The sequence below is a fragment of the Streptomyces sp. SDT5-1 genome, from assembly GCF_052245995.1.
In the GTDB taxonomy this organism is placed as follows: Bacteria; Actinomycetota; Actinomycetes; order Streptomycetales; family Streptomycetaceae; genus Streptomyces.
On sequence record NZ_CM125963.1, the window covers coordinates 2,848,773 to 2,867,326 of the forward strand.

18 protein-coding genes and 1 pseudogene are annotated in these 18,554 nt (G+C 67.6%); 11 read left to right on the forward strand and 8 right to left on the reverse strand.

The genetic code is table 11. From position 1 onward, the window contains the following. Nucleotides 1-27: 27 nt before the first annotated feature. Complete coding sequence (locus ACTWJ8_RS13305; protein WP_443263905.1) at nt 28-3,054, reverse strand: bifunctional [glutamine synthetase] adenylyltransferase/[glutamine synthetase]-adenylyl-L-tyrosine phosphorylase; 3,027 nt, start codon at nt 3,052-3,054, stop codon at nt 28-30. A 131-nt stretch (nt 3,055-3,185) separates the two neighbouring features. On the opposite strand from ACTWJ8_RS13305, the gene ACTWJ8_RS13310 reads away from it, so the two are divergent. The 3 genes from ACTWJ8_RS13310 (at nt 3,186) to ACTWJ8_RS13320 (ending at nt 4,680) form a co-directional block, all read left to right on the forward strand. Further along, on the forward strand, nt 3,186-3,713 hold the full coding sequence (locus tag ACTWJ8_RS13310; RefSeq protein WP_443263906.1) for a pyridoxamine 5'-phosphate oxidase family protein: 528 nt from the start codon (nt 3,186-3,188) through the stop codon (nt 3,711-3,713). 62 nt (nt 3,714-3,775) lie between these two features. Continuing rightward, the gene (locus tag ACTWJ8_RS13315) at nt 3,776-4,207 is read left to right on the forward strand and encodes a VOC family protein (RefSeq protein ID WP_356377787.1); all 432 of its coding nucleotides are present in this window, start codon (nt 3,776-3,778) and stop codon (nt 4,205-4,207) included. 56 nt (nt 4,208-4,263) lie between these two features. Next, a complete protein-coding gene (locus tag ACTWJ8_RS13320) occupies nt 4,264-4,680 on the forward strand; it encodes a VOC family protein (RefSeq protein ID WP_443263907.1) in 417 nt (138 codons plus the stop codon). An 18-nt stretch (nt 4,681-4,698) separates the two neighbouring features. Here the strand turns inward: ACTWJ8_RS13320 and ACTWJ8_RS13325 are convergent. After that, nucleotides 4,699-4,785 (reverse strand): annotated as a pseudogene (locus tag ACTWJ8_RS13325) (glutamine synthetase); the annotation flags it as partial. 402 nt (nt 4,786-5,187) lie between these two features. Between ACTWJ8_RS13325 and ACTWJ8_RS13330 the strand changes: the two are divergent. Both ACTWJ8_RS13330 and ACTWJ8_RS13335 read left to right on the forward strand, forming a co-directional pair. Continuing rightward, entirely contained in the window at nt 5,188-6,048 is an 861-nt protein-coding gene (locus ACTWJ8_RS13330) for a DUF6551 family protein (protein ID WP_443263908.1), read from the forward strand. A gap of 144 nt (nt 6,049-6,192) precedes the next feature. Beyond that, nucleotides 6,193-7,317 carry a hypothetical protein gene (locus tag ACTWJ8_RS13335; RefSeq protein ID WP_443263909.1) on the forward strand — a complete coding sequence of 375 codons (1,125 nt, stop codon included), beginning with the start codon at nt 6,193-6,195 and terminating at the stop codon, nt 7,315-7,317. On the opposite strand, the gene ACTWJ8_RS13340 is transcribed toward ACTWJ8_RS13335, so the two are convergent. Further along, complete coding sequence (locus tag ACTWJ8_RS13340; RefSeq protein ID WP_443263910.1) at nt 7,314-8,120, reverse strand: DUF6602 domain-containing protein; 807 nt, start codon at nt 8,118-8,120, stop codon at nt 7,314-7,316. The genes ACTWJ8_RS13335 and ACTWJ8_RS13340 overlap by 4 nt on opposite strands. Nucleotides 8,121-8,376: 256 nt before the next feature. Between ACTWJ8_RS13340 and vsr the strand changes: the two genes are divergently transcribed. Continuing rightward, a complete protein-coding gene (vsr, locus tag ACTWJ8_RS13345; protein ID WP_443263911.1) occupies nt 8,377-9,789 on the forward strand; it encodes a DNA mismatch endonuclease Vsr in 1,413 nt (470 codons plus the stop codon). A 41-nt stretch (nt 9,790-9,830) separates the two neighbouring features. Here vsr and ACTWJ8_RS13350 read toward each other — a convergent pair whose 3' ends face one another. Together ACTWJ8_RS13350 and ACTWJ8_RS13355 are read right to left on the reverse strand one after the other, a co-directional pair. Next, complete coding sequence (locus tag ACTWJ8_RS13350; RefSeq protein ID WP_443263912.1) at nt 9,831-10,694, reverse strand: ATP-dependent DNA ligase; 864 nt, start codon at nt 10,692-10,694, stop codon at nt 9,831-9,833. A 408-nt stretch (nt 10,695-11,102) separates the two neighbouring features. Continuing rightward, nucleotides 11,103-11,474 carry a hypothetical protein gene (locus tag ACTWJ8_RS13355; protein WP_443263913.1) on the reverse strand — a complete coding sequence of 124 codons (372 nt, stop codon included), beginning with the start codon at nt 11,472-11,474 and terminating at the stop codon, nt 11,103-11,105. Nucleotides 11,475-11,660: 186 nt separating this feature from the next. On the opposite strand from ACTWJ8_RS13355, the gene ACTWJ8_RS13360 reads away from it, so the two are divergent. Then, nucleotides 11,661-11,813 carry a hypothetical protein gene (locus ACTWJ8_RS13360; RefSeq protein ID WP_443263914.1) on the forward strand — a complete coding sequence of 51 codons (153 nt, stop codon included), beginning with the start codon at nt 11,661-11,663 and terminating at the stop codon, nt 11,811-11,813. Nucleotides 11,814-11,837: 24 nt separating this feature from the next. Here the strand turns inward: ACTWJ8_RS13360 and ACTWJ8_RS13365 are convergent, their stop codons facing one another. From ACTWJ8_RS13365 to ACTWJ8_RS13375, 3 genes are all read right to left on the reverse strand, one after another. Further along, complete coding sequence (locus ACTWJ8_RS13365; protein WP_443263915.1) at nt 11,838-12,317, reverse strand: NUDIX domain-containing protein; 480 nt, start codon at nt 12,315-12,317, stop codon at nt 11,838-11,840. Nucleotides 12,318-12,336: 19 nt separating this feature from the next. Continuing rightward, on the reverse strand, nt 12,337-13,560 hold the full coding sequence (locus tag ACTWJ8_RS13370) for a helix-turn-helix domain-containing protein (protein ID WP_443263916.1): 1,224 nt from the start codon (nt 13,558-13,560) through the stop codon (nt 12,337-12,339). 214 nt (nt 13,561-13,774) lie between these two features. Further along, nucleotides 13,775-14,158, reverse strand: a complete 384-nt coding sequence (locus ACTWJ8_RS13375) for a GntR family transcriptional regulator (RefSeq protein WP_443263917.1) — start codon at nt 14,156-14,158, stop codon at nt 13,775-13,777. 1,024 nt (nt 14,159-15,182) lie between these two features. Here ACTWJ8_RS13375 and ACTWJ8_RS13380 point away from each other — a divergent pair. The 4 genes from ACTWJ8_RS13380 to ACTWJ8_RS13395 are packed head-to-tail and all read left to right on the forward strand — an operon-like array spanning nt 15,183 to nt 18,501. Continuing rightward, nucleotides 15,183-15,449 (forward strand): DUF6284 family protein, encoded by a 267-nt coding sequence (locus ACTWJ8_RS13380; RefSeq protein WP_443263918.1) that lies wholly within the window; start codon nt 15,183-15,185, stop codon nt 15,447-15,449. Beyond that, on the forward strand, nt 15,446-16,555 hold the full coding sequence (locus ACTWJ8_RS13385) for a hypothetical protein (RefSeq protein ID WP_443263919.1): 1,110 nt from the start codon (nt 15,446-15,448) through the stop codon (nt 16,553-16,555). The genes ACTWJ8_RS13380 and ACTWJ8_RS13385 overlap by 4 nt, the downstream gene beginning before the upstream one ends. A gap of 34 nt (nt 16,556-16,589) precedes the next feature. Beyond that, nucleotides 16,590-16,832: a hypothetical protein gene (locus tag ACTWJ8_RS13390; RefSeq protein WP_443263920.1), complete on the forward strand. Its 243-nt coding sequence runs from the start codon at nt 16,590-16,592 to the stop codon at nt 16,830-16,832. Further along, entirely contained in the window at nt 16,825-18,501 is a 1,677-nt protein-coding gene (locus ACTWJ8_RS13395; RefSeq protein WP_443263921.1) for a hypothetical protein, read from the forward strand. The genes ACTWJ8_RS13390 and ACTWJ8_RS13395 overlap by 8 nt, the downstream gene beginning before the upstream one ends. The last annotated feature ends 53 nt before the right edge of the window (nt 18,502-18,554 follow it).

The following is an 18,554-nucleotide window of genomic DNA, read 5'->3' on the forward strand; positions in this document are numbered from 1 at the left end:
ACGGACGACCGGTCGAGCCCCGCAGGGTTACGCGTCGTAGAACAGCGCCTCCATCACCGCCCGCGCGCGGCGCGTGGTGCGGCGGTAGTCCTCCAGCATGTCGCCGACGTGACCGGGGTCATAGCCCAAGTAGCGCCCCACCGCGCCGAGTTCACGCGCGTCGGACGGGAACGTGTCCCCCGGGCGCCCACGCACCAGCATCACCGCGTTGCGGACCCGCGTCGCCAGCACCCACGCCTCGTCGAGGATCGCCGCGTCCTCCGCCGGAATCAGCTCCGCGGCACACGCGGCGGCCAACGCCTCACGCGTACGCGTCGTCCGCAACCCCGGCTCCGCCCACCCGTGCCGAAGCTGCAGCAGCTGCACCGTCCACTCGACGTCCGACAGCCCGCCACGCCCCAGTTTGGCGTGCAGCGTCGGATCTGCCCCGCGCGGCAACCGCTCCGACTCCATCCGCGCCTTGAGCCGCCGGATCTCCCGCACGGCGTCGTCCCCAAGCCCCTCCGCCGGATACCGCAACGGATCGACAAGCTCGATGAACGCCCGCCCCAACTCCTCGTCCCCGGCGACCGGTTGCGCCCGCAGCAGCGCCTGCGACTCCCACACCAACGACCACCGCCGGTAGTACGCCTCGTAGGACTTGAGGGTCCGTACGAGCGGCCCGGACTTCCCCTCGGGCCGCAGATCGGCGTCGATCAGGAGCGGCGGGTCGGAGCTGGGCAGCGCGAGGAGCCTGCGCATCTCGGAGACGACCTTGTTGGCGGCCTGCGTGGCCTCGTGGTCGCTGACGCCCTCCCGGGGTTCATGCACGAACAGCACGTCGGCGTCGGACCCGTAGCTCAGCTCGTGCCCGCCGAAACGTCCGAGCGCGATGATCGCGAACCGGGTCGGGAGGGTGTCGCCCCAGCCGTCGCGGACCACGGCCCGCAGCGTCCCGTCGAGCGTCGCGGCCGTCAGGTCCGACACGGCGGCGCCCACCTGGTCCACGAGGGCGCCCTGGTCGGCGACGGCGGGCGTGTCCTCGGTGCCGTACGAGGCGATGATGTCGGCGGCGGCCGTGCGCAGCAGCTCGCGGCGGCGCACCGCGCGCACCGACGTGACCGCCTGCTCGCCGCCGTCCGCGCGCCGCACCGCGGCGAGCGCCTCCTGCGCCAACTGGGCGTGCCCGCGCGGCTCCAGGCCCCGCTCGTCGCCGAGCAGCGCGACCGCTTCGGGGGCGCGCATGAGGAGGTCGGGGGCGAGGCGTCCCGCGGACAGGATGCGCGCGAGGTTCTCGGCGGCGGCGCCCTCGTCCCGCAGCAGCCGCAGGTACCAGGGCGTCTTGCCGAGCGCGTCGGACACCTTGCGGAAGTTGAGCAGCCCGGCGTCCGGGTCGGCGGAGTCCGCGAACCAGCCGAGCAGCACCGGCAGCAGCGTCCGCTGGATGGCGGCCTTGCGGCTGACGCCGGAGGCCAGGGCCTCCAGGTGCCGCATGGCGGAGCTGGGGTCGGCGTAGCCGAGCGCGACGAGCCGTTCGCGGGCGGCGTCGGCGCGCAACCGGGTCTCGCCGGGGGCGAGTTGGGCGACGGCGTCGAGCAGCGGCCGGTAGAACAGCTTCTCGTGCAGGCGGCGGACCACGGACGTGTGCCGCTTCCAGGCCCGCTTGAGGTCGGTGATGGGCTCCGTGCGCATCCCCATCGAGCGGCCGATGCGGCGCAGGTCGGCGTCGTCCTCCGGCACGAGGTGGGTGCGGCGCAGCTTGTAGAGCTGGATGCGGTGTTCGAGCGTGCGCAGGAACCGGTAGGCGTCGTCGAGCTGCACGGCGTCGACCCGGCCGACGTAGCCGCCCTCGGCGAGCGCGGCGAGGGCGTCGAGGGTGGTGCCGCTGCGCAGCGCGGTGTCCGAACGGCCGTGCACCAACTGGAGGAGCTGCACGGCGAATTCGACGTCGCGCAGCCCGCCGGGCCCGAGCTTCAGCTCGCGGTCGACGTCGCCGACGGGGATGTTGGCGACGACCCGCTTGCGCATCTTCTGCACGTCGGGCACGAAGTTCTCGCGCTCCGACACCTGCCACACCATCGGCGACACCGCGGCGACGTACTCCTCGCCGAGGTCGAGGTCGCCCGCGACCGGCCGGGCCTTGAGGAGCGCCTGGAACTCCCAGGTCTTGGCCCAGCGCTGGTAGTAGGCGAGGTGGGAGGAGAGGGTGCGCACGAGCGGGCCGTTGCGCCCCTCGGGCCGCAGGTTGGCGTCGACGGGCCAGATGGTGCCCTCGACGGTGGTGTCGGAGCAGATCCGCATCATGTGCGAGGCCAGTCGGGTTGCGGCCTGCACGGCCTTCCCCTCGTCGGCCGAGGTGTCGGAGGCCTCCGCGACGAAGATGACGTCGACGTCGGACACGTAGTTCAGCTCGTGGCCGCCGCACTTGCCCATCGCGATGACGGCGAGCCTGCACTGCGCGGCGTCGGCGGGCGCGGCCGTACGGGCGATGGCGAGGGCCGCGCGCAGCGTCGCGGTCGCCAGGTCGGCGAGCTCTGCGGCGGTCTCGGTGATGTCGGTGGTGCCGCAGACGTCGCGGGCGGCGATGGACAGCAGGCAGCGCCGGTAGGCGACGCGCAGCGAGTCCTCGTCGACGGCGTCGGCGAGCTGCCGCTCGAACTCCTCCACGCCCGGATGCAGATCACCGGCCTCGTACGTGACGAGGGCCCGCCAGTCCGTGGCGTGCCGGGCGAGGTGGTCGGCGAGGGCCTCGGAGGCGCCGAGGACGCCGAGCAGCCGGTCGCGCAGCGGCTTCGCGGCGAGGAGCGTGTCGAGGAGTTCGCGGCGGTCCGTCTCGTCGTCCTGGGCCTCGACGAGCCGGACCAGGCCGAGCAGCGCCAGGTCGGGGTCGGCGGTGGCGCCGAGCGCGTCGAGGAGCAGCGGGTCGGTGCGCAGCGCGGACAGGGCGGGGGCGTCGAGCAGCCGCTCGGCGGCGGACGGGTCGGTGAAGCCGTGACGCAGCAGCCGGGTGAAGGTGCTGCTCCTGCGGCCGCCCGTCTCCCACCACCGTCCCCCTTCGTGCGGCACCGACGTCATCTGTGCGGCCTCCTGTTCGATCAACGGTGGCCTTGAGCCTACTGCGCTCCGGCCTCGACCGATGAGTTGTGGTGGCGTGCGGGGTCACCACCTGTGGACGAGAGGCCTCGTACGCGGAAAGGAAGCCCGCGATGCCGCACGAACCCCGCTCCGGTCCGCCACGGACGTCGATCGATCCGCGCTACAGCTCCCCCGGCGCGGAGCCCGTGCCGTGGGCGGCGGCCGAGCGGCTGCTGACGGGCGCCGAGCTGTTCTGGATCTCCACGGTGCGCCCCGACGGCCGCCCGCACGTGACCCCGCTCATCGCCGTGTGGCGGGACGGCGCGCTGAACTTCAGCACCGGCGCCGACGAACGCAAGGCGCTCAACGTCGCGGAGAACCCGGAGGTCGTCCTCACCACGGGCACGAACACCTGGGCCGCGGGGTTCGACGTGGCGGTGGAGGGGCGGGCGGTGCGCGTCACCGAAACGGAACGGTTGCGTTCCCTCGCCAAGGCGTGGGAGGCGAAGTACGGTCCGGCTTGGCACTTCGAGGTCCGTGCCGACGGCGCGTTCCAGGGCCGCGAAGGGCCGGCCCTGGTCTTCGCGGTCGCGCCGCGCACGGTCTTCGGCTTCAGCAAGGGAGACCGGTTCGCCCAGACCCGCTGGCGGTTCGCATGACGCCGCGACAGCGCCGAATCGTGACAGCGCCCGTGAGTGGCACGAGAGGACGGACACAGACCATGGAATGGACCCTCGAGGTGATCGTCGTCCCCGTCTCGGACGTGGACCGCGCGAAGGACTTCTACGCGAACAAGGTGGGCTTCAAGGTCGACCTGGACAGCCAGGTGGCCCCCGGCATCCGCATCGTGCAGCTGACCCCGCCGGGCTCGCGCTGCTCGGTGTCCCTGGCGGAGGGCCTGCCGGGGGCTCCCGGGCAGCCGCGGATGGCGCCGGGGTCGCTGACCGGGCTCCAGGTGTGCGTCACGGACATCGCGGCGGCCCGCGAGGAGCTGGTGTCGCGGGGCGTCGACGTCAGTCCGGTGCAGCACGCGGGGCCCGGCGGCTGGGAGGAGGGGCCCGGCGAGGTGTGGAACTCGTTCATGTTCTTCACCGACCCGGACGGCAACGGCTGGACGGTCCAGGAGGCCCCCGCGCCCCTCTCGGAGCGCTGAGCCGGCAGCCGCGCCGAACCGGCCCGGAACCCGGCATTCGCCCCTATCTTTCCCCCATGGACATGACCCTGGAAGTGATCGGCCTGCCCGTCTCCGACGTCGACCGCGCGAAGGCGTTCTACGTCGACAAGGTGGGCTTCCGCTGCGACGTCGACCGCGAGGTGATGCCGGGGGCGCGCATCGTCCAGCTCACGCCGCCCGGCTCCGGCTGCTCGGTCACCCTCGCCACGGGCGTCCCGACCCCGACGGGCACGGCGACCCCCGGCACGTACCACGGCCTGCAACTGTGCGTCGCCGACATCAAGACGGCGTACGACGAACTCCGCGCCCGCGGCCTGGACGTCTCCGAGCCGGTCCAGTACGGCCCCGGCGACGGCGGCACCTTCATGCACTTCACGGACCCGGACGGCAACGGCTGGTCCATCCAGGAATACCGCAAACGCGGGACGGTGCCGCTGCGGGACGCCCTGTAGCCCTACGACACCGGAGCCCTACAGCACCGGCAGGTTCTTCCGCAGCTCGAACGCCGTGACCTCGCTCCGGTACTCCTCCCACTCCTGCTTCTTGTTGCGCAGGAATTGATGCCCCTCTGGGGCGGCCTGCCGCGTTCCGCCACAACCCCCGTCTGACCTGCGGTGCTGCGGCCGTTGATGGTCGTTGGTGGTCACTGTGGGCCACCCTCCGACGGCCCAGCGACGGCCCGGCGACTAGCCCCCTGCGCGGCCGGCCGAGCTGCCAACTCGGGACTGCGAGTGAGCCCTGTCCCGACCGAACGTTGCGGCATCAGCCCGCGCCTTGAGCCCCCACTGCCATCGCGGCGCACAGCAGCTAGATACAACGCACTTCACCAAATCCCCACTAGTTGAACACGCTTCCCCTATAACCTGATCACCGCCAGGTCGACGTCTCCCGCAAACGGGAGCTGACATGTGTCGCCGTCACCCCCACCGGGGTGCTGACACACGCACGAGGGGGAGCTCATGTCTGACAGGAACTACAGCTACGGCATTCCGGACCACCCGATCGGCTACGTCAAGGTGGATCCCAGGTCGATCAAGTTCGACCCACGCGCCCAGCGCAACCTCAATAAGTCCCGAGCCCAGGCCATCGCTGAGAAGCTGATCCCTACCGCGCTCGGGACGCCCATCCTCTCTCAGCGTGAAGACGGCCTGTATGCGGTCGACGGCATGCATCGCGTGTACGCCTGCCAGCTCATCCTTGCCGGCAAAGTCACGGTCTCGGAGGAAGTTCGCCGGGCCATCGAGGACAAGATCTCCTGTGAAGTTCACTCCGGTCTTTCGATGGCCAATGAGGCTTCGCTGTTCATCATCAAGAACAAGGAGTCCTCGAAGGTCGGTCCGAACGACGAGTTCAGGATCGGCGTGCTCGCGGGACACCCGCTCTTCGTAGACACCAACGCGGTGCTGGAGAAGCATCAGTTGAAGGTTGGCAGCCGGACCACCAACGGCGTCAGGGGCATCAAGGGGATCCTGAGCATCGTTGAGGAGTATGGCCCCGAAATTTTGGACCAGTCGCTCGCCATCGCCGAGAGCGCTTGGGGCCGCACGCCGGACACCTGGCACTCCGTCACCATCGGCGGTATCGCCATCGTCCTCAACAAGCACCCTGACCTGGTCAAGCCTGTGGAGCTGGCACAAAAGCTCAAGCGCCAGGGCGACCCTCTCTCCTTCAAGGCCAAGATTCAGACCACCGCCACGAACAACAACACTCGGGCCGATGGCACCAAGGGGCGCCTCAAGGCCGCTCACCTGGCTGTTGCCTCCGCCTGGAACGCTAACCGGCGCGTGAACCGCATCCCCGTCCCCAACATCTTCGAGTAGACCCCACACGCACGGCCGAGTGCCCCGCCCCGTACCCACGACGTGGGGCACTCCCAGCGCCCTCCAACTGACCATCCGTTACTCACCCTTGGCCTCGCACATGGGCTGGGACCGACTGTCAGTCCCGTGATCTAGGGTCACCTCATGGCCACAAACGTTGAGGTGATCAACCCCGGAGATGTCCGTAGTCGGGCCCAGATCCGCCCAGTCTTCGGGGGGAGCCCCCAAGGCGGGATCTGCGCCTCCGTCGAGAAGAAAAGCGTCAACCTCTACTCAGATCCTGACGCGGGCGAACAATACGGCTACTACGACGGGTGGCTAGCCGAGGAAGACGACCTTGGGGCCGTATTCGAGTACACCGGCGCAGGCAGATCTGGCGACCAGACCTTCGAAGGTGTGGCCGGCTCGGGAAATCGAGCGATTCTGCGCCACGCAGAGCAAGGTCGGGTGCTGCGCGTCTTTAAGGCAGCAGGGAGGGCCCCGGGGAGCGACACAATGAACCACCGCTACTTGGGTTCTTTCACTCTGGACAGCCTGGAACCTTATGTCTGGCGCCGGGGCCCTGGCGAAGACGGTTTGGAACGCAACGTCATTATCTTCAGGCTCCGCGCCGCGGGAGAAGTACTCCGCGACGAAAAGGATGTTATCCCACCTGCCCAGGAGACTGACGGAGAGTTCATTCCGTTCAAGCCGGTTACAGCAGCCACATTCCAGTGTGATCCCGCCACAAGCGGAAACCTGCCGTTGCCGACGCAGCGCATCCGATCTGGCAAGAAGAGGCGAAAGCCTGCACCTAATTCCGAAACTAGTGGGTCCTTCGTGCTCCCTGAAGCCTTCGGTAATCAACTCAGCCTCAGAGCTGCAACAGCTGCCACGGTAGCCATCAGGCGCGAGGCCGAGTTGACTCAGTCATATAAGGAACACCTCGACAGGGCTGGGCATCGCACCGGGGCGTATCAGATCAAGGTGAAAGGTCTCACATCCACTCTCCGCGCAGATCTCTACGATGCCACAGCTCACGTTTTGTACGAAGCTAAGGGATCAAATTCTCGTGAGGATGTGCGAATGGCCCTAGGGCAGGTCCTGGACTATAGCCGTTACGTTAAAATGCCCGAACATGAGGGCGAGCCCCGTCGCGTCATCCTGCTACCGGACGCACCTACCCCGGACATGTACTCCTTGCTGCAGAGGTACGAAGTGCAGGTCGTTTATCGTGCAGACGATGGCCGATTCGTCGGACCAGCAGTACCGCAACTGCAATCCTCTTAGACATTCCATGCCCTAGCGTACTTTCCCAGCGGCCTATCTCCGGCATAGTTTGCCAAATTGAGCGGGTGCATCCAAGCTTCAGAGAAGTGGATGTTCAGATGGATCGCCAAAGGGAGAAGTACGTCCTGGTCGGGGTCTGCGTCGATTTGAAAGAGCGCAGCCCCGGCCCTTGGGGACCGATAGAGGACCCCAGTTTGCGGATCTCCCCACTGTAGATACCCCTTCCCCACTACCCAAACGCTATCCGGCCATTCGCTCGGATTTCGAGTCTTACACCATTCCATCAGGTGCTTCCCGATCGTGCACAGGTCAAGGCTATCGAAAGCAACCACTACCCCCGACGTGGGAAAATGATCGTACGTATCCCCGTAGGCTGCTGTGGTTCGCGCGATCACACCAGGGATGGGGCGATACGCATTTTTAGGCATCCTCCGCAACCTGCTGATCTTTTCACACGAGTCCAGAAGCTGCTGCTTATCGAGCTTCGTCTTGACTTCGACCATCCCGTAAACACACTCATTGGGGATGATGCGAAATCCCGCTAGGCTGGTAAATGGCGGCGTGCCGCGATCAATGATGACAATGTCTGACTGTGGTGACACCTCTCCATCAGTCGAAATTACCTCCACGTTGTGGACCGCTTCAACGTGAGCTGGAAGGTAGCCGGAGAGAAATTGTTGAATTAGGACTTCGCGCGATGTGCCAGCCTCGCCATTATGATTGAAGTTCCGCGACTGCTCAAAATCGGCTCGCATTCTCTTGGCTACAGAACTGAGAATATTTCCCAGCTTGTCAGTCGCCATGCCAAAGCTCCTCAATTCATCAATCGGTGCGGACAGTGCGCCTGGCGACCTCCACTACCAGAGGCCAACGACGCCCACCGCGGCTGCTTTGCGGACCGGCTGTCCGCGTGGCGCAATCGCGCCCTGGGCTCCGTGGGTGGTTTCGCCACCACAAGTGCAGCCTCCCATGAGGCACTGACACCACCCCGAGTGCAGCTCATCCCTAGCCGACAACTACCGTTACACCGGGCCTAGTTAGCGCGCGAAGGGGTGCATCATGGACGACTACCAGCTCGTTACCCTGTTCGCTGGGGCAGGCGCGCTGGACCTGGCTGCTCAGTGTCTAGGCCTTTCAGCCGTTGGCATCGACTGGGACCCGGGTACGTGTGCCACGCGTCGGGCGGCTGGGCTCGCGACCATAGAAGGCGACGTCAGGGACCACGCGCCGAGCGAGTTCCCTGTGGCCAACTTCCTTGCAGCTGGGCCGCCGTGCCCAATATTCGCTACCGCAGGAACCGGTAAGGGGCGGCGCGCCCTCGACGGTGTTCTGGCAGTGATGCAGCGGATGATCGCGCGCAAAGACGTCACGGAAGCTGTGACTCAACTCCCCGACGTGCGGGCCGGATTGGTACTTGAACCACTCAGGTGGGCACTTGCAGCCATAGACAATGGTCGCCCGTATGAAGCCATCGTTCTGACGCAGGGGCCCAGCGCGCTGCCGGCCTGGCGGGCCATCGGTGATGTTCTGTCGAACGAAGGGTACTTCGTCGCCAGTGGAGTATTGAGAGCTGAGCAGTTTGGCGACCCTCAGACCCGCAGCCGAGCCGTGTTGATCGCGCGGCGTCAAGGCAGGGCGCGCCTCCCCGAGCCGACGCACCAACAATTCAAGGGCACCCGGAACGATCCATCAGGCCTCCCCTTACTCCCGTGGGTCTCCATGGGGGAAGTGTTGGAGCGGCCTGAGCCCTTCCACTTGGTGTCCCCCTACGGCTCTGGTGGCAATCCAAGAGCTCGCGGACGGCGCAGCTCCGAGGAGCCAGCCCCCACCGTTACCGGCAAGGTTCACCGCCATCGGGTCGTGTCTGATGGCGTCACCCAGCCAGAACGTTTGACCGCCGCAGAAGCAGGTCTACTTCAGAGCTTTCCCGCTGACTACCCATGGTCTGGCCCATGCCAAGCTCAGCAAATCGGTAACTCCACTCCCGTGCTGCTGGCTACGCAGATCGTCGCTGCCGCTATGGGCGGAGAGGTTCCTGGGCCCCCTCAACACTCTGATGCTGCTGTCGCCGCCCGTATGAGCCGGCAGATATCCCGCGACACGAGGGCCGAGCTTTCACTTCGACGAGACCTACATGCGGCGGGCCTGCGCTACCGGATCGAACTTCCAGTGCCAGGCATGCCCCGTCAGCGGATCGACATCGCTTTCCCCAGGGCCAATATTGCCGTCTTCGTAGACGGCTGCTTCTGGCACGGGTGCCCGGACCATGCCACGAAACCCCGGGCTAACGCGGGGTGGTGGCGCACCAAACTGGACAGGAACATGGCGCGCGATAGAGAACTGACAGAACACCTGACGGGCCGGGGGTGGACCGTTCTGCGCTTTTGGGAGCACGAAGAGCCCGGGCATGCCGTCCGCCAGATCAAGGAAGTCCTTGCACGAAAGCAGCTACCCCTAAATGAAACAACCTAGGTCTAAAGTCTCTGGCTTGCTCCACGCACGGCGCCTCTCAGTCATCGCACGCGGGTGACGGTGACAGTCGCGTGTCGTGTCGTCCCTGCCGCGACCTCGACCACGGGACCACGAGGAACCGTCGCGTACTCCTCACCATTGTCAGTTACCGCCCGCAGGCCGGGGTCCGCCTCCGCGACATACCGCGCCACCTCCGCCGCGATGGGAGCGGTCAGCGACCGGGACAAGACCCGCCGCCCGTTTGGCAGTTGCACAGCCACTCGGCGGGGACGGGACGGCGGCCCAACGTAGCCGACAACGTGAGCGTCGACGGTCTCGCTGTGGCGGACCTTCTTCCAGATGTGGCCAGCGCGATACGGGCTGCTTGCGCGTTTCGCCACGATGCCCTCGATTCCCTGCGCCTGGAGCTGCTCGAACCAGACGCGCGCGACCGTGACGTCATCCGTGGCGGGCACGGCCTGGATCGGCGGAGGCACGTCAACGAGCACGTTCAGGAGGGCCGCGCGCCGCTCGGTGTACGGACGTCCGCGTAGGTCTTGGCCGTCGACCGCGAGACAGTCCCACGCGGCGTACGAGGCCGGGTACTCGGCGGCGAGTGCCGCCGCTCGGCGCACAGTGGAGTTTGCGCGGGCCTGCGCCGCCGAGAAGTCCAGGCATTCCTCGGCCCACACAACCGCCTCTCCGTCCAGGACAGTGCCGGGACGCAGCGCCGCTTGGCCGGCCACAGCGAGGTCCATCCAGGCGGCAGTGACGGTGCGACCGGAACGTGCTTGGCACACGACCGTTTGGTCCGTGCGCAGCATGACCATCCGGTGCCCGTCGAACTTTGGTTCGTACCACCAGCCCGGACCCGCGGGCAGCTCGGCGACAGCTTCGGCAAGGGCGACTTTGACGGGTTGCTCCACCCCGTCAGCCTGCGGTGATGCCGCCGCCTGCGCGCGCTGAACTGCGGCGCCCGGACGACAGGCCCGCAGCGGCAGCCCCACGAGCCCGCGGCCTGTGCGGCGGGCACCCGATGTTCCACCGTTTGTTCGAGTACAGGCGTATCATCTCGCTGAAATCCGGACAGAGAGGGATACGCCGCCATGACAACGCCCGCCCCCGACGAGGTCGCGTACGAACCCCCGGTCTCGGGAGCGGGTCCCTGCGCAACGGCACGGTGCCCGAATCAGGCTCAGAAGTACGGGCCGGCGACTACAGGGCGACCGTCGAGCCCACTGTGCAATGTATGCCTGGCCAAGGCCGAGGCGCAGCGAAAGCGCAGCAGCTCGTAGTCGCGCTGCACCGACAGGCGACCAGCGGCTCGCCAACCTTCAGGCGTCCTCGCCGAAGTCCGGTGTGGGGATCCACGTGCCCCGGAGCCCGGGCATCGGATTGCAGATCGGGCAGGGAGAAGCGTTCCGCCCGCGCATCATCATGACCAGGTCGGGCGCCTCGTAGTAGTCGAGAGGGTTGGGGTTCTTCGTGCAGCCTCCCCGGTGGATCACGTACGGGGCCGCTTCGTGGGGCGGCTCCTGAACCGTGAAGCGGGACTGCTTCCAGGCGACCTTGCGTCGGCGCTCCTGCTCGACGGCCTCACCTTCCAGGCGCTGGATCGTGGCCCGCTCCTGCCCGAGCTGGTACTCCAGCCAGGCCGCGACCGTGCGGTGCTTCTCGATGCGCTCCGGCAAGCTCGATTCGGTCATGTTTTCGATTTTATCGGCGACACTCTCGCCGGGGCCGAGGCGTCCGTGGAGCGAGGTAGTGTCCCACAAGATCAGCAAAACGCCTGGCCGGCGCGGGTATTCTGTCCAATTTCCAGTCGTTGTTCCTCTGTGTCAGCGGTCACCAGGTCTCAGCAGAGACGACGCAGACACAGGGAGGCCCCTCGAATGAACAGCCAGATAGACCAGCGGACGGCACTGCTTCTGCTCGTGGGCTGCGGCACGGTCTACGTCGCTCTTGAGCATCCATCGTTCGGAGCCGCCCTCGTTGTTGGAGTCGGGGTGATGACGCTGCTCCATCTACTGATGCAAGGTCGCTGACCTGCGCCTTGTAGCGGCGAGAGGTTACTCCGGTGGCAGCCCATGTTCGAGGTACGCCACGTTGCCGGCGCCCCGCGCAGCCACACCCGCTCGGATACGGCGTGCGAGGCGCGGAATCGTGAAGCCGTCGACGGCATCCATGGGGTGGAAGTCGTATGACTTGATCTCGGACGCCTGCAAGACGATCTCGGCCTGGAGCCGCTCGGGCAGAACACCGCCGTCGAAGAGGTAGAGCACCTTGTCGCCCTCGGCGGGGCTCGGCGCCCAGTCGACGACGAGAAGGCGTCCGACTGCCGGGGCGATGCCGAGTTCCTCTCGGACCTCGCGGACGCAGGCCTGGAACGGAGACTCGCCCGTCTCGACGTAGCCACCGGGGATATCCCGGTAGTCCTTGTACGTCGGCTCAAGGAGCATGACGCGGCCCTGGGCATCAAAGAAGAGCGCGCCCGAGGCCATGCGCGGGCGCGCCATCTTCGCTTCGTGTTCGTTCTCGGTCTCGCTCATCCGACCGAGCCTAACCAGATCAGATCACTCGAAGCCTCTCGGCCAGGTCTGCCACCGAACGCGTCGGCCGGCCACGGGTCCCGCGTACCCAGCCGAGCACAATCTCTCGGCTCATGTAGTGGTGGCGGACCTGCTCGGGAGCCATTTCCTCGGCGTCCAGGACCACGCTGAGAGCGTCATCCGTGCGGTTCCAGGCCGTGAGCGCTCGCGCCACTTCGAGGTTGTGCCGCACCCGGCGCTCGACGGGGAGCCCGCTCGTGTCGACCTGCGGCCCCAGCTCCGCCGCCACCTGGAAGTCCCCCAGCTCCCCCGCGGTCGCCACCTTGTGGATCGCGACGTTGGTGGGCCCGAAGGCCGTCCACATGTGGTTGCCGTCGGCGCCCAGCCGTGTGGCCATCGCGTCGGCCTCACGCAGGAAGGCCTGCGTCGTGGCGCGGTCCTCGGCACGAGCCGCTGCCATCGAGCCCGTTAGGAAGAGAGTTCCGTAGACGGACAGGTACGCGGGAGTCGCCTCGCCCAGGCCCGGCTCAAGGAAGCCGGCCGCGTCGCTCACGAGCTGCACCGCGGTCTCGTATCGCCCGGTCGACAGGAGGCAGTGCGTGACCGATCGGAAGAGCGACCCGACGACGACGTTGTTTCCGCTCTGCTGGGCGGCGGCGAGTCCGCGATCCGCGGCCATCCAGGCGAGTTCGTTCTCTCCGAGCTTGCCGAGCACCATCGCGGCACCCTGGTAGGTCAGGGCGAGTAGTGCGTTGGCCTCTTCCCTCTCCTCGCCCGCATACGTACGCGCCGCGAGCAGGGCATCCGAGAGGATCAGGGGCAGTTGGCGCGTCGCGAAGCCGTACTGGGATGCCTGGTAGGCGTCCCAGACCTCACCCACGTCGGACCTCAAGGCGGTCAGCGACGGGGGTTCTCCATCCGCCGGCACCCCGAGGAGCGGGGTCAACTGGCGGTAGTCCATGAGTGCTTCGCGCAGCGCCGGGACCGTACGGCGTCCACTGTCCGCCGACCACTCCAGCAGGGTCGGCTCGCCGATGAGGTCGCCGATGGACACGTCCAACGCGTGAGCCAGGGAACGGATCACGGAGAGTCGGTCCAGCTCGATGCGGTTGTTCTCCGCTTTGCCGAGCCAGTCCGCGGTGCGGCCGACGAGTCCGGCCAGCACGTCTTGGGAGATTCCGCGGCGATGGCGGTACCACGCGACCCGCTCGCCGATCGTCAGTTGCTGCGTCATTCCTCGCATGACTTCAGCCTCGTCTCGGTTCGCAGAGAGACCCCGGAAAGATTTTCCGGGGTCTACTCGTGAGCGGCTCATAGCGTCGTGGTTGTCGGGAGCCAGACACCCGGAACGACCACGAAGGAGCACGTCCATGTCTCTGGCGGCAGGTGAGCGGCATCAGTTGATGATGACGCTCGATGCGCCCTCCACGGAAGTGGGCCAAGGTGTTGGGCCAGGCCTACGTGCCCGGCGTCTCTCGGATGGAGTTCACGACGTCTTCAAGCTGCTTGACGCGCTCGACAAGGCCGGCGAGTTCGGTCGACATGCGCGCCACGTCGGCCTGAAGGTCGATGACGCTCTGGGCGGCCTCGCGGGGCCCCTGCTTACCTGCGGCGGGGTCGCGGACGTAAGTGCCGCTCCCCGGGACGCCTTCCGTCAGCCCCTCGGTATTGAGCTGCGAGTAGGCAGTCTGCACCGTCATGACGGCGACGCCGAGCTTCTGCGCGTGCCCCTTGGCTCCAGGGAGCTTGGCCCCAGGGCTGTACGTCCCTGCGGCGATCTCGGCCCGGAAGTGGGCCGCGATCTCCCGCGACGTGGGCTTCCTCTTCGGCTCTGACTCCATCCCGAAAGCGTACTTGACCTAGGTCGTTTGCGGCCCGAGGTGCATTGCGCTTGACGACCAAAAGCAACCTAGGTAGCTTTCAGTCGTCAGCAAGCAACCTAGGTTGCTTGCCGGTTCGCTTGGGTGCGGCATGGCCGTGCGCAAGCGCCTCGCCGGGCCCGCTTACACGCGGCCTGAGCGGCAGCAGCACCGCCCTACAGCCAGTAGGGGAGCGGCAGAACAGCCCGTCGGCTGTCAGATCCGGTGCGAACAACCTGGACAGCGGTCCACGAGCGCGGAACCGAACTTCGCAGGCTCGTGAGTGCATTGGCACTGAGACACCGAATCCCGAGCGGGGGCGACTCCCTGCGATGACCGGTCGGTGGATAGGACGGCGGCGGCACGTTTTCCCACTGTCGCCACGGACGGACTAGGCGAACCCTCACGTTGGGCGTGAGAGCCGAAACGGACGATGTCGCGGGATGCACGGCCGCAGCGTCGGAGACGATCTGCGGCTGGACAAAGCACGAGGGCGGGCCCGCCATGGGCCCGCCCTTCGTCATGCGGGCAGGGCGCCGGCGTTACCTCGGTGGCCTGCCCGTTTGATGAGGAATCGGAGCGGTCTCCCCGGGTGGCACCCCGAGGAGACCGCGTACAGGCACCTATGTGGGAGGCACCTGTGATCACGAGTCTGACAGATGCGGAGCGCGCCGAGCTGGACCGGAAGGTTCACGAGGCGAACCAGCGCAGCCAGGCCGACGCCCGTGCGCGGGGCGGCCGTTGATGGCCGGCGACGAGCACGAGCGCACGAAGCCGCCGCTGCCGGTGCGACCGCCGCGGCCTCATCCGCACGTGGCCTGAGCGGCCGCTGATCCAACAGCCCTGATGGTCGTAGGCGGGTTCGACTCCCGCCGGGGCACTCCGGTCGCCGTCGGCGACCGCGCCGCCCGCGTGGGCGGCCTTCGTCTCGTACGGCGCGAGCCCCCGGAGCGGCAACTCCGGGGGCTCTGTTGGGGCCGTACCTGTTCCTAGGGAGACACGACCCATGAAGCTCATCGTTGCTGTTCAGGCGGCCGTTACCGATGATCTGGCCGACGCGGAACCCTCCTGGCAGGACCTGCACGCCATCGAGCTGGAGCGTCCGCTGATCGACGCCGAGGTCGACCTGCTCGACGTACAGATCAGCCTGTTGGACCGACCGGTGTCGGAGCTGGGGCAGCGTCGGCTGCGACGGGCCACGAACAAGGTCCTGGCCGAGCGTCGCAAGGCGTCCAACCGGGGTGTCGCGGTGCGTGCAGGTGACGCCGCATGACCAGGACCTCTGCGACGGTGTCGACGCGCAAGCTGACTCGTGGTCAGGCAGGCGTACTGACAGCGGCATTCGTGCCAATGGCCGCGACCGGCGGCTTCGGCGCCATCGGCACGTTCTCCAACATCAGCCACATGTACGGCAAGGGCACGGCGGCCGGTGCGGTCGCGGCCGGTGAGGGTGCCACCGCGGTGCTCGCGCTGGTCCTGCTCGGGCTGACGATGCTCGGCCAGGCGTCCCCATGGCCGGTGCGCGCTGGTCTGTGGGCACTGCCGGCCGCGGCGTCGGCAATGTCCGCGATGGCCGCACCGGATGCGGCCCGGATGGTCATCTACGCGCTGACGCCGATGGGCATGTCGGTGTCCGCCGAGGGCGCCGCGTTCCTGGCCCGCCGCATCGTCGTCCACCGTGACGGCCGCGACCCGGAAGCCGAGCGCAAGTCGGCCGAGCTCGTGCAGGCCCTGGCGTATCACCACGCGCGGGCCGCGAACCACCCCGACGAGAAGGTGCAGGCGGCTTCGGAGCGGGAGTCGTGGAAGCTTGCCGAGAAGGTCGGCGTCGGTGACGTCACGCTCGGCGCGCGACTGGTGAACGTACAGCGTGAGCGCGTGACCGAGGGCGCGGACGCGGCTCTGGCCGCCATGTTCGGCACGCCCGTCACGCCGACCGTCACGCCCCTGGAATCCGCCCCCGTGACGGCGGCGGCCCTGCCGCCATCGGACAGTGCCGACGTCACGGAAGACACGCAGGTCAACGCCCTGTCGCATGGTGCCGCCGGGGAGTGTGACGAGGGGCGTGACGCCCCCGTGACGACGGCCGACAAGCCGCCCGCCGAGGACGCCGAAGAGGCGTGGGACGAGGAGGTTCACCTCCCCGCCGTCACGCTCGCCGACGTGGCGATGGTCGCGGGTGTGACGGTTCCCGAGCCCGGCGCGACGCTCACCGACGAGCAGCTCGTCGTGGTGCTGCGATTCCTGCGGCACTCGCACAACCCGCCGCTGTCCTACCGGCAGGCCGCCGCCGAGTTCCGCGGCCAGGGCTTCAAGGGCGCCGAGGACCGCGTCCGGGAGGCCTGGACGGCGCTGATGGCGACGGAGAGCACCCCGTGACGCAACACCGTTCTAGAGCAACGGGAGTTACTCGATGAATCCCAACTCGACGCGGACTCCCCGAGAGGTGGAGTACCACTACGTGCTGACCATGAAGCTCGACAACGGCTCGCTCGTCTCGGCCGACGGAAACGTCCTCGTGCCGCCGGACGGAGACCGCGCGGGCATCCTCAACTACGCCCGCCAGGTGATCCGCAAGGACACCGGCATGGACGGCATCGTCACCTTCTTCACCTGCGGCCCCAGCAAGCTCCGGGAGGGATGCGCCCATGGGTGACTCCCCCGGAATCGCACTCTCCAAGGACCGGGAAGCCGAGCAGGTCAGCACGGCCCCGAAGAAGCAGAAACGGCCAATGCGGTCGCTGTCCGAGGAGGAAAAGTGGGTCGTGGGCGGCCTGGCCGTCATGGTGCCGGCTGCAGGCCTGCGCTACCGCGACGAGATCGAAGCCTGGGTCGCCGTCAACAAGGTCTGGCTGATCGGCCTGACCGTGCTCTTCCTCGGCTCCTGCGTCGTCGCCATGGTCCGTGCGGCCCGCCGCAAGCGACCGCGCGACGAGAAGCAGCCCACCGCGCAGCCGACCGCCGTGTTCGGCTCGGAAGGGCTCGCCTCGCCCTCCCCTGATCCTGTTCCGGCGCTGGGCGAGCCGATGCCCGCTGATGAGGCGCCCGCCCTCGCCGCGGCGCTGAAGCTGGACTACTCCGGCGGCAAGCCCCGCACGGTCCGTCGTGGACCGGTCGAGCTGGGCGAAGAGTGGGTGATCGAGCTGCCGCCCGCCGGGGTGTACGGCGACGTGGCCACCAAGGCTCCCCGGATCGCCTCGTGGCTCGGCGTCCCCGACGACCAGTTCACGATGCGCCCCGGATCCAGCTCGCGCGAGGTCGTCCTGCTCGTCCTTGACGAGCCGCTCTACAGCCGCGTTCCGGCGCTGCCGGACCCGGCCGAGGCCCTCGCGCGCGGCATGCTGCCGCTCGGCTACGAGATGAACGGCCGCATCGTGGAGATCCCCTCACCGGTCGGGAAGACGCAGATGCTGGTGGCGGGCTCGACGGGCGGCGGCAAGACCGAAGAGCTGAAGTGGCTCGCCTACGTCGCCCTCATCCTCGGCTGGGACCTGATCATCGTGGATGCCAAGGGCGACGGGGACTTCGCGTACCTCGAAAAGGCCTGCCTGATCTACGAGGAGGTTCCGGACCACCGGCGGATGATGGAGATCAACGCCTACGTGGAAAAGGAGCACCTGCGGCGGGCCGCCGCGAACTCGGAGTCCGTTCGCTCGGGCGCCGGGAAGGCGAAGCACCGGCCGCTGCTCTTCATCCTCGACGAGGTCAGCACCTACACGGACGAGGCCGACTCCAAGAAGGAGGGCGCCGAGTTCGAGACGAGCATGAAGACGCTGTCCCGCAAGGTCCGCTCCTCGCAGATCCTGATCGTGCTGGCGACGCAGAACCCGAAGGCCGAGGTCATCAACACGTCCATTCGCGGAAATCACCGCGTGCGGATCGCGTTCGGCTGCGCGGACCGTGACCAGTCGGAAGTGATCCTCGGGGGCGGCACCGCCAAGGCCGGATACGACGCGTCCAAACTCCCTGGAATCGCGGGCGCCGCTGTTCTTCAGGTCATGGACAAGAACAGCGAATTCCGTGGCTTCATGGTCAGTGACGAGGAGATCAACGCGGCCGTGGATGCGCGACTCGATGAGCCGCGCGAGGACGAGCCGGAAAGCGTCGCTCTCGTCCGCAAGGCCTACGGCGACGACGATTTCCTTTCCACCACGGAATTCGCGTCCCGGCTGCGCGCCCTGGGTGTGAACATTGCCGACGGCGACGACGCGGCCACCGGAAAGGCGGTCTCCGCCTGGCTGGCCGAGGCCGTCGGCCGGCCGATCCCGGCGACCCAGGAAGGCCGCGTGCGCGGCCGTCATCTGCGGGACATCGTCGCCCGCTAGCCACCGTGCAACCCACCGTGCGGGCACCGTGCGGCTCCTGTGCAACCACCGTG